This window comes from Streptomyces sp. NPDC051940, assembly GCF_040680895.1.
Lineage (GTDB): Bacteria > Actinomycetota > Actinomycetes > Streptomycetales > Streptomycetaceae > Streptomyces.
The window spans coordinates 1-14,409 of record NZ_JBFAXR010000176.1; the positions used below are offsets into that span (position 1 = coordinate 1).

General features: G+C 72.8%; 11 protein-coding genes and 1 pseudogene. 4 read left to right on the forward strand and 8 right to left on the reverse strand.

Annotated elements, in window-relative coordinates; genetic code table 11:
- Window positions 1–85: 85 nt before the first annotated feature.
- Window positions 86–1,165, reverse strand: coding sequence for a peptidoglycan-binding protein (locus AB0M28_RS37025; protein ID WP_365414634.1), 1,080 nt, complete (start codon window positions 1,163–1,165; stop codon window positions 86–88).
- 180 nt (window positions 1,166–1,345) lie between these two features.
- On the opposite strand from AB0M28_RS37025, the gene AB0M28_RS37030 reads away from it, so the two are divergent.
- Window positions 1,346–2,530, forward strand: a complete 1,185-nt coding sequence (locus AB0M28_RS37030) for a hypothetical protein (RefSeq protein ID WP_365414636.1) — start codon at window positions 1,346–1,348, stop codon at window positions 2,528–2,530.
- Between the two features lie 13 nt (window positions 2,531–2,543).
- Here AB0M28_RS37030 and AB0M28_RS37035 read toward each other — a convergent pair whose 3' ends face one another.
- The gene (locus AB0M28_RS37035; RefSeq protein ID WP_365414637.1) at window positions 2,544–3,605 is read right to left on the reverse strand and encodes an NlpC/P60 family protein; all 1,062 of its coding nucleotides are present in this window, start codon (window positions 3,603–3,605) and stop codon (window positions 2,544–2,546) included.
- A gap of 361 nt (window positions 3,606–3,966) precedes the next feature.
- Here AB0M28_RS37035 and AB0M28_RS37040 point away from each other — a divergent pair, with 361 nt between their 5' ends.
- The gene (locus AB0M28_RS37040) at window positions 3,967–4,320 is read left to right on the forward strand and encodes a hypothetical protein (protein WP_365414639.1); all 354 of its coding nucleotides are present in this window, start codon (window positions 3,967–3,969) and stop codon (window positions 4,318–4,320) included.
- A gap of 58 nt (window positions 4,321–4,378) precedes the next feature.
- Here AB0M28_RS37040 and AB0M28_RS37045 read toward each other — a convergent pair whose 3' ends face one another.
- Window positions 4,379–5,548: an NlpC/P60 family protein gene (locus AB0M28_RS37045; protein WP_365414640.1), complete on the reverse strand. Its 1,170-nt coding sequence runs from the start codon at window positions 5,546–5,548 to the stop codon at window positions 4,379–4,381.
- 401 nt (window positions 5,549–5,949) lie between these two features.
- Here AB0M28_RS37045 and pcrA point away from each other — a divergent pair, with 401 nt between their 5' ends.
- Window positions 5,950–8,319, forward strand: coding sequence for a DNA helicase PcrA (gene pcrA, locus AB0M28_RS37050; RefSeq protein ID WP_365414642.1), 2,370 nt, complete (start codon window positions 5,950–5,952; stop codon window positions 8,317–8,319).
- Between the two features lie 51 nt (window positions 8,320–8,370).
- Here pcrA and AB0M28_RS37055 read toward each other — a convergent pair whose 3' ends face one another.
- Both AB0M28_RS37055 and AB0M28_RS37060 read right to left on the reverse strand, forming a co-directional pair.
- A complete protein-coding gene (locus tag AB0M28_RS37055; RefSeq protein ID WP_365414644.1) occupies window positions 8,371–9,816 on the reverse strand; it encodes a peptidoglycan DD-metalloendopeptidase family protein in 1,446 nt (481 codons plus the stop codon).
- Between the two features lie 145 nt (window positions 9,817–9,961).
- Window positions 9,962–10,774 (reverse strand): alpha/beta fold hydrolase, encoded by an 813-nt coding sequence (locus tag AB0M28_RS37060; protein WP_365414646.1) that lies wholly within the window; start codon window positions 10,772–10,774, stop codon window positions 9,962–9,964.
- A 222-nt stretch (window positions 10,775–10,996) separates the two neighbouring features.
- Between AB0M28_RS37060 and AB0M28_RS37065 the strand changes: the two genes are divergently transcribed.
- The gene (locus tag AB0M28_RS37065) at window positions 10,997–11,404 is read left to right on the forward strand and encodes a cobalamin B12-binding domain-containing protein (protein ID WP_365414648.1); all 408 of its coding nucleotides are present in this window, start codon (window positions 10,997–10,999) and stop codon (window positions 11,402–11,404) included.
- A gap of 45 nt (window positions 11,405–11,449) precedes the next feature.
- Here the strand turns inward: AB0M28_RS37065 and AB0M28_RS37070 are convergent, their stop codons facing one another.
- The 3 genes and pseudogenes from AB0M28_RS37070 to AB0M28_RS37080 all read right to left on the reverse strand — a co-directional run.
- The gene (locus AB0M28_RS37070; protein WP_365414650.1) at window positions 11,450–13,027 is read right to left on the reverse strand and encodes a DUF5691 domain-containing protein; all 1,578 of its coding nucleotides are present in this window, start codon (window positions 13,025–13,027) and stop codon (window positions 11,450–11,452) included.
- Between the two features lie 104 nt (window positions 13,028–13,131).
- Window positions 13,132–14,187 carry a hypothetical protein gene (locus AB0M28_RS37075; RefSeq protein ID WP_365414652.1) on the reverse strand — a complete coding sequence of 352 codons (1,056 nt, stop codon included), beginning with the start codon at window positions 14,185–14,187 and terminating at the stop codon, window positions 13,132–13,134.
- 30 nt (window positions 14,188–14,217) lie between these two features.
- Window positions 14,218–14,310 (reverse strand): annotated as a pseudogene (locus tag AB0M28_RS37080) (hypothetical protein); the annotation flags it as partial.
- Between the last annotated feature and the right edge of the window lie 99 nt (window positions 14,311–14,409).

Here is a 14,409-nt window from a genome sequence, read left to right on the forward strand (position 1 = left end):
GGCCCCGCGGGGGCGGGGGCCGGGCCGGCCGGTCTTCGCGGTGTCCGGTGACGCTACGGGGTCGTCGTCACCAGTGGATCACTCGTCACCAGTGGATGACGACCTTGTCGCCGACCTTCACCTGCTCGTCGAAGAGCCACTTGATGCCGTTGTAGTCGCGGACGTTCACGCAGCCGTACGAGCCGCCGGTGTAGCCGTTCTGCGCGAAGTTCTCCGAGTAGTGGACGGCCTGGCCGCCGTCGAAGAACATCGCGAACGGCATCGGGGAGTCGTAGATCGTCGAGACGTGGTCGCGGGACTTCCAGTAGACCGAGAAGACGCCCTCGCGGGTCTCGTAGCCCTCGGCGCCGAACCGGACGTCCAGCAGCTTGTAGATCTTGCCGTCGATCATCCAGGCCAGCTTGCGGGAGGTCTTGGAGATGCACAGCACACGGCCGGTCTTGCAGCGGTCGTCGATGTCGGCCGTGGCCGGGTCGACCGAGGGGAGCTCCACCGGCGGACGCAGCTCGTCCGCGGTGGGCTGGCGGGTCTGGGACTTGAGCTTCTCCCAGGTGTCCTCGTAGACCGTGCCGGTCACCTCGAGGCCGGCGGCCTGCTGGTACGACTTCACGGACGCCTGGGTGACGTTGCCGTAGTAGCCGGTGGGGTTCTCCTTGAAGTGCTCCAGCTGCTTCAGCCGGGCCTGGAGCTCACGCACCTGGTCGCTGTTGTCGCCGTAGCCGAGGATCTGCTTCTTGGGGAAGAGCTCGTCCCGCGTGGGCTCCTCGGTCTCCGCCGTCAGCTTCTCCCAGGTGGAGGTGTAGACGATGCCGGTGACCTTCAGGCCCTCGGCCGTCTGGTATTCGGTCACGGCGCCCTCGGTGGCCGGACCGTAGTTGCCGTTCGGCACGGCCTTCAGATGCTTCACCTGCACCAGCCGGGCCTGCAGCTCGCGCACCTTGTCGGAGTTGTCCCCCGGCTTGAAGAGGACCTCCTCGGCCTTCTCCGACTCCTCGTCGGCGGGCTCCTCGCTCGGAGTCTCCGCGGGCGCGGAGGACGCCGTCACGGGGTCGGCCGTGCCCGCGGCGGGCGTGGCCCGGTCACCGTCCTGGCTGCAACCCGTCAGTACCAGAACGGCCGCGGCCAGGGCCGCGGCGACGGTGGTGCGTATTCGACTGCTGTGCACGGAGGGCTCCCGGGCTATGGATGAGGCTTCTGATGAATTGACCCTCCAGGGCATGAGAAAAGTTGCAGTGGATCGTATTACAACCTGATCACACCCGATCATGAGGAACCCCGCGCTTCGGTCATTCCGGCCGTGGGCGAGGCGCGAACGGGGCGCCTTCTTGAGGGAGTTGGGGGAGGCGTGGCACCGTGGGACGCCGGGGCGTCGTACACACGGGGGTTTATAACGATGACGATCGAGCTGCCGGCGGAGTTGGCGCCGTTTCTCGCGCTGACCGGTGTGACCTGGCCGGACTCCGACGAGGAGGCCTACCGCGACATGGGGGATTCGCTGCTCGCGTTCGCCGAGGGCGTCGCCGGTGACGTGTACGGCGTCCATCAGGTGGTGCAGCAGCTGCTCTCCAGCGGCGACGGGGAGGCGTACGCGGCGCTCGACCGGCACTGGAGCCGGGCGAAGGACGGGTCGCTGCTCGAGCTGCAGAACGCGGCGGTCGCCCTCGCGGGCGGGGTGCACGGGTGCGCGCAGCTCGTCACCGCGATGAAGGTGAACGTGATCGGACTGACCGCCGAGCTCGCCCAGGCGTTGCTCGAAGCGGGGATCGCGGGCCCCCTGACCATGGGGGCTGCCGCCGCGGCCGCACCGGGGGCGGTGGCGGCCACGCGGACCGCTCTGGTGCAGGTGATCAGGACGGCCGTCCACCGGGCGCACGCCGAGATGCGGAAAGCCCTCGCCGCGCCGGCCTTCGACGCCCTTCCGCGGATCGGGGCCGAGCTGGCCATCGGGTCCGGGGGCGGTGCGGTCGGCGGGGTGGCGGCCGGGGTGGGCGGCGGGCCAGCCGCGCCGGGCACGGTGCACGTGGACCACGGGGCGCACGACACCGCGGTGGAGGCCCTGGCTCCGATCGCGGCGGCGTTCGGCGCCACGACGCGCGGGCATCTGGCCGCGGCCCGCGGCCACCACGACCGTACGCGCGGGCGGGACGAGGTCGCGGCGGTGATCGCCCCGCCGGCCGACCAGGGCATGGACGCGCTGGACCGGGCGGCGGGCGAGGTGCAGCGCTATCTCGCGGAGGAGCTGCCGGCGGGCATCAAGGCGATCTCCGACCTGCACCGGGGGAACGACGAGCGGACGCGGAAGGGCATGGACGCCGTCCGGCAGCACGGCGGGGGAGAGGGGGCGTACGACCGGCTGGGGGGTGTGGACGGGGCCCGCGACGGGCTGGGGAGCGTGGACCCGGCCCGCGACCGGTTGGGGAGCGTGGACGGCTCGTACGACCGGCTGGGCGGTGTGGACGGCCCGGCCGACCGGCAGCACGGCGGTGGTGGGGACGCGGCCGCCGCGGGGCGGCAGCGGGCGGCCGACTGAGGTCCGCGGCCCGTCAGGACGGCCGCATCGCCCCGGCGAACGGCATCTGGTCGATGGGCGCCACCCGGACCACCGTGCCTGGGCGCGGGGCGTGGACCATCTGCCCGCCGCCGATGTACATGCCGACGTGGCTGACCCCCGAGTAGAAGAAGACCAGGTCGCCCGGCGCCAGCTCGGACCGGGAGATCCGCTGTCCCGCGTTGATCTGCGTATAGGTCGTACGCGGCAGGGAGACGCCGCCCGCGCGCCACGCTGCCTGGGTCAGGCCCGAGCAGTCGTACGAGTCGGGGCCCGTGGCGCCCCAGACGTACGGCTTGCCGAGCTGGGCCATCGCGTACGCGACCGCCGCCGCGGCGCGCGGGCTGGGGGCGGCCAGCGCGCCGCGGCTCAGAGAGCGGTCTGCGGGGGCGCCCGAGGCGTCCTCGGCGAGGACGGCGGCCCGGGCGGCGGGGGTGAGCGTCTCCAGCAGCCGGCGGGCCTCGGTGAGCTTGTCCTCGACGGTCTTCTTGTACGCACGCAGCTCGGACTGCGCCCGGCGCAGCTCCGTCAGCTCATGCTCGGACTCGTCGCGCAGCTGCTCCAGGGCGCGCATCCGGCGCCCGATGCCGGCGAGCTGCCGGGCCTGCCGGTCACCGGCGCGGCTCAGCCGCTCGGCCCGGTCGAGGTAGTCCCCGGGGGCGGCGGAGAGCGCCAGCTGCAGCGCGGGGTCCACGCCGCCGGAGCGGTACTGGGAGGCGGCCAGGGAACCGAGGGCCGTGCGGGCGGTGTTGAGCTCCTCCTGTCCGCGCGCGGAGGTGTCCTGCAGTCGTGCGATACGGCGCTCGGCGCGGTCCGTGCGCTCCTTGGCGCCGTTGTAGCGCTCGGTGGCCTCCTCCGCCTCGTGATGGAGGCGGTCCACCCGGGCCTTGACCTCGGCGGGGGTCGGCCGGGGCTCGGCCTGCGTGGGACCGCCCAGTGCGGTGGCCGCTCCGGCGAGGGCGAGGACGCCGGCGGTCTGGACGGCGGTGCGGCGGTGGGACCTGGGTTTGGGCTTGCGGTGCTGTCCGGGCCTGCCCGGCTTACTGTGTGCGGCCACGAGGGCCATCACTTCCCTTCCTGGCGTCCGGTGGCGGCCCTCGCACAGGGGAACGGGGCCGCCACCGGAACTTCGGCGGGAGTGGCCGACGGCCGCCCTTCGGCGAGGTCCGCGACCGGGTCAGTCACGGGCTCCGCCCCGGGGGCGGCGGTGGGGAGTCGGCCACCTGGAGGGGAAGTTAAACCTCGGGACGGGGAGTCGGAGGCGTGTTGACGCGCACTGGCCTCAACAGACCTGTCCGTGACAGATAGTGATCGTACGGTCACGGTGAAGTGCGGCTTTCGTTGCCTTGCGTGACCGAAGTGGCGGATGGGTAACCCCCGGGGACGATCAGTGCTATGGGGTGGCTACGCTCCGTCCCATGGACGTACTGATCAATGTCTTCGTGGGCCTGCACATCATCGGCATCGCCTCGCTGCTGGGCGGGTTCCTCACCCAGATGAAGGCGATGGGCACGGGCACGGCCCGGATCGTTCCCGCCATGCTGCACGGCGCGCTCACCATGCTGGTGACGGGCCTGATCCTGGTCGGCCTGAACCAGGCCGACGACCAGGAGGTCAACAACGTCAAGATCGCCGTGAAGACGGCGATCCTGGTGGCGATCCTCGTCCTCGTCTACGTCAAGCGGGACGACGAGCGGGTGTCCAAGGGGGTGTTCGGCGCCGTGGGTCTGCTCACGGTGGCGAACATCTTCATCGCCACGGTCTGGACGTGAGCGTGCGCGGGCCGGGCTGAGCTCCTCAGCCCGGGTCCGCCGCGTCGCGTCCGGTTCCTCAGCCCGGCCTGACCGCGCTGTGGAACGGCATGTAGTCGATCGACTCGTACTTGACCACGTCGCCCGGCTTCGGGGCGTGGATCATCTGCCCGCCGCCCACGTAGATCCCGACGTGGCTGATGTCGTCGTAGAAGAAGACCAGGTCGCCCGGCTGCATATCGGACTTGGCCACCGTCGTGCCCGCGTTCACCTGGTCCCACGTCGTACGCGGCAGGCTCACCCCGGCGGCCTTCCAGGCGGCCTGGGTGAGGCCTGAGCAGTCGTACGAGTCGGGGCCCGTCGCGCCCCAGACGTACGGCTTGCCCAGCTGGGCCTTGGCGAAGTCGATGACCTGCTCGGCCTTGGAGGGCGCGGGGGCCGGGGCCGGCGTCGCCGCCTCCTCCTGCTGTGCGGCCTCCTCCGCGGCCGCGGCCTCGGCGGCCTCCTGCGCGGCGGCCTCCTCGGCCGCCTGCTGCCGCTCCAGCTCCGCCTGGCGCGCGGCCTCCTCGGCCTTGCGGCGGGCCTCCTCCTCGCGCTGGCGCTCCAGCTCTGCGAGGCGGGCCTTCTCCTCCTCGCTGAGCTTGTCCAGCAGCTCGCGGGCGTCGCCCAGCTTGGTCTGGACGGTCTCCTTGGACTCCTGCAGCTCCTGCTGGGACTCCGTGAGCGTCTGCAGGCTCTCCGACGCCTCGGCGCGCTTCTTGGCCGCCTTCGCCTGCTGCACCTGGAAGTCGTCGATCGTCGACTTCTGCCGGTCGGTGAGCCGGTCCATCAGGTGCGTCTGGTCGAAGTACTCCTGCGGGTCCTCGGAGAGCATGAACGTCTCCGTGGGCGTGACCCCGCCGGTGCGGTACTGGGCGGCGGCCAGCTGCCCCAGCTCGCGCCGGGCGTCGTTGACCTTCTGCGTCTGCTCGGCCACGTCGTCGAGCCGCTTGCCGACCTCGGTGCGCTGCTGCGCGGCCTTCTCCTTGGCGGCGTTGTACTGCTCGGTCGCCGACTCGGCCTCGTGGTAGAGCTGGTCGACCTGCTTCTTCACCTCGGCCAGCGTCGGCCGGTCGTCCGCCTGCGCGCTCTGCGACAGGAGGGTGGCGGAGGCGAGCGCGGCGGTGGTCATCCCCACGGCGGCGCGACCGCCGGTGCTGGAGACGGCCGTCTCGAGTATTCGCGTCCGCGGCTTACGGTGCGCAGCCAAGGCTCGCCACTTCCTTCCGTTTACGACGCCGGGTGGTGGGGCACGGTGGCGCTGCCGCAGCACGGTAGCCACTCCGTGGGGCGGATGTGAAGGCTGGTGTTCGATATGTCCGATACCTTTTTGTGATCTCCGGGATGGGGGTGCGGGTATGTCGGTCATGGGGGATATGGCGCGGGGGCGCGGCGCGGGGTGATGGTGGCCGGTTGTCGTTCAGGCCGGCGTGACCGGCACCCATCTCAGCCCGTCCGGCGTTTGAGGACTTCGGGCGAAGCCCGAGGCGCGTCAGCCGGCGCAACCGGACCTCCAGCCGAACCGCGCGGCAGGCGCAAACCGCACCGCGGGCCGCGGGCCGCCGCAGACCGGCCCGGGATGTCCGCGGGGGCGCCTAGACTCGGGGAACGATGAGCAGCCTCTTCGACGACAGCCACCTGACCCTGGGCACCCCCGACGCGAACCCGCGGCCGAAGGCCGCCCTGTACCGCGACGGCGCCCCGCGCCCCCTGGGCGACCCCGCCGCGCTCCTGGACGGTCTCAACGAGCAGCAGCGCGCCGCCGTCGTCCACGAGGGCTCACCCCTGCTCATCGTCGCCGGCGCCGGCTCCGGCAAGACGCGCGTGCTCACGCACCGCATCGCCCACCTGCTCGCGGACCGGAGGGTGCACCCGGGCGAGATCCTGGCGATCACCTTCACCAACAAGGCCGCCGGCGAGATGAGGGAGCGCGTCGAGCAGCTCGTCGGCCCGCGGGCGAACGCGATGTGGGTCTCCACGTTCCACAGCGCGTGCGTGCGCATCCTGCGCCGCGAATCGAAGAAGCTCGGCTTCACCTCCTCGTTCTCGATCTACGACGCCGCCGACTCGAAGCGGCTCATGGCCCTCGTCTGCCGCGATCTGGACCTCGACCCGAAGCGCTATCCGCCGAAGGTCCTCAGCGCCAAGGTCTCCTCCCTCAAGAACGAGCTGGTCGACGAGGAGGACTGGGCGAACCGCGCGGCCGACGGTTTCGAGAAGACCCTCGCCGAGGCGTACACCCTCTACCAGTCCCGGCTGCGTGAGGCGAACGCCCTCGACTTCGACGACCTGATCATGACGACGGTCCATCTGCTCCAGGCGTTCCCCGACGTCGCCGAGCACTACCGCCGCCGCTTCCGCCATGTGCTGGTCGACGAGTACCAGGACACCAACCACGCCCAGTACATGCTGGTCCGCGAGCTGGTCGGCACCGGCGAGCCCGCGCCGGACCTGCCCGTGGCCGAACTGTGCGTCGTGGGCGACGCCGACCAGTCGATCTACGCGTTCCGCGGCGCGACGATCCGTAACATCCTCCAGTTCGAGGAGGACTACCCGGACGCCCGCACGATCCTGCTGGAGCAGAACTACCGCTCCACCCAGACGATCCTCTCCGCCGCCAACGCGGTCATCGAGAGGAACGAGAACCGCCGCCCGAAGAACCTGTGGACGGACGCCGGCGCCGGCGCCCGCATCACCGGCTACGTCGCGGACACCGAGCACGACGAGGCGCAGTTCGTCGCCGACGAGATCGACCGCCTCTCCGACGCCGGTGACGCGAAGGCCGGAGACGTCGCCGTCTTCTACCGCACCAACGCCCAGTCCCGTGTCTTCGAGGAGATCTTCATCCGCGTCGGCCTGCCCTACAAGGTCGTCGGCGGCGTCCGCTTCTACGAGCGCAAGGAGGTCCGGGACGTCCTGGCGTACCTGCGGGTGCTGGCCAACCCCGAGGACTCCGTCCCCCTGCGCCGCATCCTCAACGTCCCCAAGCGCGGCATCGGCGAGCGCGCGGAGGCGATGGTCGAGGCGTTCGCGCTGCGCGAGAAGGTCTCCTTCCCGCAGGCCCTGCGCCGCGTCGACGAGGTGTACGGCATGGCGGCCCGCTCCACGAACGCCGTACGGCGCTTCAACGTGATGATGGAGGAGCTGCGCACGGTCGTGGAGTCCGGTGCGGGCCCCGCCACGGTGCTCGAGGCCGTACTGGAGCAGAGCGGCTATCTCGCGGAGCTGCAGGCGTCCACGGACCCGCAGGACGAGACCCGCATCGAGAACCTCCAGGAACTCGCCGCCGTGGCCCTGGAGTTCGAGCAGGACCGCGGTGAGGACGACCCCGGCACGCTCGCCGACTTCCTGGAGCGCGTCGCCCTCGTCGCCGACAGCGACCAGATCCCGGACGAGGAGGAGGACGGTTCCGGGGTGATAACGCTGATGACCCTGCACACCGCCAAGGGCCTGGAGTTCCCGGTCGTCTTCCTCACGGGCATGGAGGACGGCGTCTTCCCGCACATGCGGGCCCTGGGGAACGTCAAGGAGCTGGAGGAGGAGCGCCGGCTGGCGTACGTGGGCATCACGCGCGCCCGCGAACGCCTCTACCTCACCCGGTCGCAGATGCGCAGCGCCTGGGGCCAGCCCTCGTTCAACCCGCCCTCCCGCTTCCTCGACGAGATCCCGCCCGCGTATCTGGAGTGGAAGCGCACCGGCGGCACGGCGAGCGTCGGCAAGTCCCCGGCGGCGGCCGTGGCCTCCCGGCTGTCGTCGTCGCGGTCCCCGTCCGGTCCGGACGGCTTCGCCACGGGCCGGTTGAAGGAACGCCCGGCGATCGCGCTCTCGGTCGGCGACCGGGTCACGCACGACCGCTTCGGCCTCGGCACGGTGCTCGCCGTGAGCGGCGACGGGGCGAAGGCGGAGGCGACGATCGACTTCGGCACGGGAGACAAGCCCAAGCGCCTGCTGCTGCGGTACGCGCCGGTGGAGAAGCTCTAGACGGTGGAGGGGGCGGCCGCCGGCCGTCCTGGCAGTCCCGTGAGCGGGGGTCTAGAGCGGGTTGAGGCCCTTGCTGCGGAGCCAGGCGAGGGGGTCGATCGCGTCGCCGCCGCCGGGGTGGACCTCGAAGTGGAGGTGCGGGCCGGTGGAGTTGCCGGAGTTCCCGGAGTACGCGATGACGTCGCCGGCCTTCACCGTGCCGGACAGGATCCGCGCGCTGGAGAGGTGGCAGTACCACGTCTCCGTGCCGTCGGGCGCCGTCACGATGACCATGTTGCCGTAGGCGTAGTCCCACTTGGTGGTGACCGTACCGTCGGTGGCCGCCATCACCGGCGTCCCGTACTTGACCGGGAAGTCGATCCCCGTGTGCAGGGACATCCAGTTGACGCCGGCCTGGCCGTAGTACGCGCTCAGCCCGTGCTGCTTCACCGGGAGCATGAACTTCGGGCGCAGGGCCTCCTTGCGCGCGGCCTCCTCGGCCTTGCGCCTCTTCTCCGCCTCCTGGCGCTCCTTGATGTCGAGCCGCTCCTGGGTGCGGCTGGCCCGGTCGGCGAAGTCGCCCGCGTCCTCGGTGGCGCCGGTGAGCTGCGTGTCCAGTACGGCGTTGGCGGCCGTGGGCTTCACGGAGGCGGGATCGGGGGCGGCGACGGACCTGCCCTCGTCGGCCGCCGGATCGCCGACCGAGGCGGCGGCGACACCCGCCACGCCGACCACGCAGATGGACGGGGCGGCGACGGCGAGCAGCGCGGAGCGCTTGGGGGAACGGCGGTTGCGGGGGCGGACACCGGTGCGCGGGATGGTGACGACGTCCGCGGCGGGCCTGTCGTCCCGCTCCGGCGCGGGCTCGGACCGGTCCTCGCCGGGCGCGTCCGCGGCTTCCTCGGCGGAGTCGTATCCGCCGTGATCCGGGGCCGGCTCGTACGCCGGGGCCTCGTAGGCGGAGGTGTCGTACGCCGAGGTGTCGTAAGTGGGGCTGTCGTACGCGGAGGTGTCGTACGTGGAACTGTCGTACGCCGCCGTGTCGTAGCCGGCCGTGCCGTACTCGGTCTGGCCGTAGCCGTACGTCACCGTGCCGTGCGAGCCGGTGTCCCAGTCGGCGGCCGGGGTCGCGTACGACGAGTCGTAGCCCGCGTCGTACGCCGTGGTCTGCACGGCCTGTGCGGCCTGCCAGCCGCCCGAGTCCCAGGACTGCTCCGGGCCCGCCTGCTGCGGGATGCCGCCGGACGTCCACAGCCCCGAGGTGTCGTAGGAGCCGGAGTCGTATCCGGTGGTGTAGCCGCTGTCGTACGAGGTGTCGTGGCCGGCGTAGGCCTGCTGGGCGCCGCTGTCCCACTGCTGGGTGGTGAAGTACGCCGCGTCCTGTCCGCCGGTGTCGTAGCCGGTCGCGTAGGTGTCCGTGGCGTAGCCGCTGTAGTCGTACGAGCCGGTGCCGTAGCCGTAGGAGTCCGCACCGGGGACGGTCGAGGTGGTATCCCCCGACGGGTGATGTTCGTTCACCACGTCCCTCTCGGCTCGGCAGCTGAAGACGGGGTGGACTGTACCCGGCGGATAACGGCCGCGACAATCTTCTGGAGGTTTTGACGGGGCGAACCATGGGCAATCAGGTACTTTCCGGCTGTCTCTGTGTGTCTCCCGGGCCTCCTCAGGCCACGGACGCCCCGTCGGACTCCCGTGTTCCGCTCGACGGTTGGGTCGCGGCGGTCGCGGAGAGCGACTGCCGGACGCCCGCGGCGACCACCGCGTGGACGGGCAGCGCGAGATGGCCGACGCCGCGTACCGGGACATTCCTGGCCAGCAGGTCCGGGTGGTCGATACGGGCCGTCTCCACCGGCACCATCAGCTCGTCGAACTCGCTCCAGAACGCCACGAACCGGGTCGCGCAGCCCGGTGCCGGGAGCGCCAGCTCCTCGATCACGTCGGAGCCCGGGCGCATCTGCCGCACGATCGGATGGGCGGCGAGCAGCAGGGCGATCCGGGTGCCCGCGTGCGGGGTGCCGAGCGTGACCAGCGTGCGGACGCGGCGGTCGCCGCCGAGACGCTGCACGTAGTAGCGGGCGATGAGGCCGCCGAGGCTGTGGCCCACGATGTCGACGCGGTCGTGTCCGGTGCGCCGGCACGTCTCCTCGACATGGCGGCCGAGCTGCGCGGCCGCGGCGCGGACGTCACAGGTCAACGGCGAGTAGTTGAGCGCCTGGACATGGCGCCAGCCGTGCCGGTGCAGGGAGCGGCGCAGGAGTGCGAAGACCGAACGGTTGTCGATGAAGCCGTGCAGCAGCAGGACCGGGGGCGGGGTGCGTCTGCTCGTCGGCAGCCGGTGGGCGGCGTCGGGCGCGGACTGCTCGGCGCGGATGCCGGTGGGGTAGAGCATCAGATGGCCCGCCAGCACCAGCATCTCCAGCAGTCTGACCCTGATCAGCGTGGTGATGGAGTGCTTGAGGGGAAAGGGAGCGCCCATGGGCCACCTCCGGATGGCACCCGGAGGCGTTCCTCCCCCGTGCGCGGCTCGACGGGGACCGCCGGTGACCGCCCCGCCACCTTGTGGAGCTCCCCTGTACACGTGTGATTTCCCCCTCGGTCCTCCCCACGAAACGGGCGGGTGCGGGATGCTGGCGATAACGTTCGTTCACACGCAGTGGGGCCCGGATGTGCGCCGGGCCGAGGCGCAATGGAGGCAGTGATGGGTGTGACCGGTCCGATCCGAGTGGTGGTGGCCAAGCCCGGACTCGACGGCCACGACCGCGGGGCCAAGGTCATCGCGCGTGCGCTGCGCGACGCCGGTATGGAGGTCATCTACACCGGCCTCCACCAGACGCCGGAGCAGATCGTCGACACGGCGATCCAGGAGGACGCCGACGCGATCGGGATGTCGATCCTCTCCGGTGCCCACATGACGCTCTTCGCCAAGGTCATCGCGCTGCTGAAGGAGCGCGAGGCCGAGGACATCAAGGTGTTCGGCGGGGGCATCATCCCCGACGACGACATCGCCCCGCTGAAGGAGCTCGGCGTGGCCGAGATCTTCACCCCGGGCGCCACGACGCAGTCCGTCGTGGACTGGGTCAACGGCCACGTGCGCCAGGCGGCTTGAGCGTCCGTGCCGTTCGGGTCTTCGGCCTGAGCGCGCCCGTGTCGTTCAGTTCCCGGGCCTGAGCGCGTCCGTGCCGGTCAGCTCCTCGAGCATCGCCGCCCGTACGCGCAGGGTGGCGACGAGGCGCTGGAACGCCTCCGACCAGTAGCCGACCGCCCCTGGTGAGCCTCCTCCCAGGGGTGTGCCGGCGGCCGTCTCGTCGTCCGTGATCCGGGTGAGCAGCTCCAGCCTGTCGGCGTGGGCCGGGGCGAGTGAACGCTCTGCCAGGCCCATCACCCCGCTGAAGCTCCACGGATAGCCGCCGCCGTCCCGGGCGATCTCCAGGGCGTCGACCACGGCCCGCCCCAGCCGCTGTGTCCACGGCACCGCGCACACCCCCAGCAGCCGGAACGCCTCCGACAGCCCGTGCGCGTCGATGGCGCCGGCCACCCAGTCCGCGCGCTCCTCCCGCGGCAGTACGGTGAGCAGCTTCGCCGGATCCCGGCCGGGCAGACCGCCGCCGTCCATCGGTGCGGAAGGCCGGCCCAGCAGGGCGCGGGCCCACGCGGCGTCGCGCTGCCGGGTCGCCGCGCGGCACCAGGCGGCGTGCAGGTCGGGCCGCCAGTCGTCGGCCACGGGCAGCGCCGTTATCTCCTCGGGGGAGCGGTCGCCGAACAGCTCCGGCCACACCGACAGCGGGGCGGCCGCCGCGAGCTGGGCCAGCCACCACGACCGCTCGCCCGTGCCGGACGGCGGCCTGGGCTGGATGCCGTCGTGCTGCATCTCCGCGTCGCACTCGTGCGGCGCCTCCACGACGATGACCGGCTCCGGCTCGGAGCGGTCCAGTACGACGTGCGAGCGCACCCGGCGGGCCATGCGGGCGGCCAGCGCCGACTGCGGCAGCGTGGACAGCAGCTCCGCGGCGGTGGCCCGGACGTTGCGGCTGCGGTCGGCGAGCGCCTGCTCCAGGAACGGCTCGTCGTAACCCGACAGCCCCTCGCGCAGCGAGTCCAGGAACGCCAGCCGGTCCTCGGCCTTCTCCTGCAGCCAGCTCGTCAGCAGCAGCGCGATGGCGGCGGGCGGCTCGCGGCGGCGGACCGCGGCGAGCAGCGCGATGCGTTCGGCGAACAGGCCCTCCTCCCAGCAGGCGCGCACCGCGGCGGCGCTCTGGAGGTCCGGCAGCTCCGGGCCGCCGGCCGCGCCGTCGCGCAGCGCGAACCGCCACTCGCCGCTGAGCCGGGCCAGCCACAGGGCGCGGCTGCCGCCCAGCCGCAGCGCCTGCGCGCGCAGATCCGTACGGGCGCGGGCGGCGTCCAGCAGCGCGGGCAGCAGATCGGGCGGTGCCTTCAGGCCGCGGTCGTTGGCCGCCTGCAGCCATTCGGGCAGCAGTTCGGCGAGGTCCGGGGCCGAGCCCCGCCGGGTGCCGCTGCCGCTGACCGCGCGGTCGGCCAGCAGCGCGGCCAGCCGCAGCCTCGCGGCGGACGGCACGTGCGGGCGGGGGTCCGGCAGGGCGGGCGCCGGCACGCGACGCGCGGCGGCGGGGCGGATCCCGGCCCGGCGGGCCACGGTCTGCGCCGCGGCGGCGTCCAGCAGCGACGGTACGGGCGGTGTGCGGCGGCCGGCGCCCAGGAGGGCCGCGGCCACGAGGTCGTCCCAGGGGACGACGGGGTACGCGGGGGTGCCCGGGCCGGCCGGGGCGGGGGAAGGCGCCCGGGCCGGCCCGGGAGCCGGCTGGGCGGCGCGGGTGCTCACAGGGTCACCGCCGTTTCGTCGTACCAGGTGGTCAGAGGGCGCAGGCCCGCGTGGCCGAGTTCGCCGAAGACGGTCAGCGGGGCGCCGCCGGAGACGGCGGTGAGCTGCCACAGGCCCGTGGCGCGGGGGTCCAGGGGCAGGGCGTCGCCGGTCGCGGTCTCGGCCAGCTGCCAGGGGGCGTCCGTGTCCCCGGGGACGGGGGTCACGCCGCTGAGCACGGCGGGGACCGCGTCCAGCCAGGGGTCGTACGTCAGGGCGTCGGCGTACGCGCGGATCGCCGCCGCGATGCCCGTGCCGAGGGGGGCGGGGGAGTCCGCCGGCGGTCCGTGGCGGTCGCCGAGGGCCGCGCGCAGGGCGTGGGCGCCGGGGTAGTAGGCGAGTGCCGCGTCCAGGGCCAGGCCCGTGGGGAGTGCCAGGGCGGGTGGGCTGCCGCCCGCGCCGTAGGAGAGGAGCAGGGCGAACCGGCCGCTGCCGCGGCCGCGCAGCCAGATCCGGCGGGTCGTCAGCCGGCCGTCGTCCTGGTCCTCCTGGGCCAGCACCAGCCAGTCGTCCCGGACGGTGTCGCCGGCGAGCAGCTGCGCGGTGTCGACTGTCAGTCCGACGCGGGACCTGACGGTCGCGGCGAGCGGTTCGGGCAGGGCGTCGAGGCCGAGGAAGCCGCGGCCGAGCAGGTGCAGCAGGGCGGCCTCCGCCAGCAGCCGCGAGGGCCAGCCGGGCCCGGAGGCGGGCAGCGCCCCCAACTCGCGTACGCGGGCGGCCAGTCCGGGCGCCTGAGCGTCCACCATGCGGGCGGCGGTCTCCTCCCATGCGTCCGGGGCGGGCGCGGAGGCCAGCCCGTCGCGCAGGAGATCGGCCAGCCGCTGCTCCAGCTCGCCGGCGCCCCCGGCGATCCGCCGCATCCGCTGCGCGGCCCGCCGCCGCGCCGCCTCGGGATCCGCCCTCGCGGGCCCGGTCGGCTTCCCCGCCGCACGGTCGCGCCGCGCCCGCAGCCACTCACCGGCCCACGGCTCGGGCACGCGGTCGGGCACGTCGCCGCGGGCCCAGAGCAGCAACAGGGCGATCGCGTGCTTACAGGGAGCCTTCCGGCTCGGACAACTGCACTGGTACGCGGGCCCGGTGAGATCGACGACGGTCCGGTAGGCGGCGCCCCCGCTGCCCTCGCAGATGCCCCACACAGCGGCCGCCGACGCCGCCGATCAGGCCGAGGGTGTAGATCAGGGAGCCGTCCGGGAGGACCGGGACGAGGCCGGCGAGTGCGTCACCGAGGTTGGGCG

Bases quoted from the DNA above. Each gene is read 5' to 3' on its own strand.
- AB0M28_RS37065 (WP_365414648.1), top strand. From the start codon at position 10,997: ATGGGTGTGACCGGTCCGATCCGAGTGGTGGTGGCCAAGCCCGGACTC.
- AB0M28_RS37040 (WP_365414639.1), top strand. From the start codon at position 3,967: ATGGACGTACTGATCAATGTCTTCGTGGGCCTGCACATCATCGGCATC.
- AB0M28_RS37060 (WP_365414646.1), bottom strand. From the start codon at position 10,774: ATGGGCGCTCCCTTTCCCCTCAAGCACTCCATCACCACGCTGATCAGG.
- pcrA (WP_365414642.1), top strand. From the start codon at position 5,950: ATGAGCAGCCTCTTCGACGACAGCCACCTGACCCTGGGCACCCCCGAC.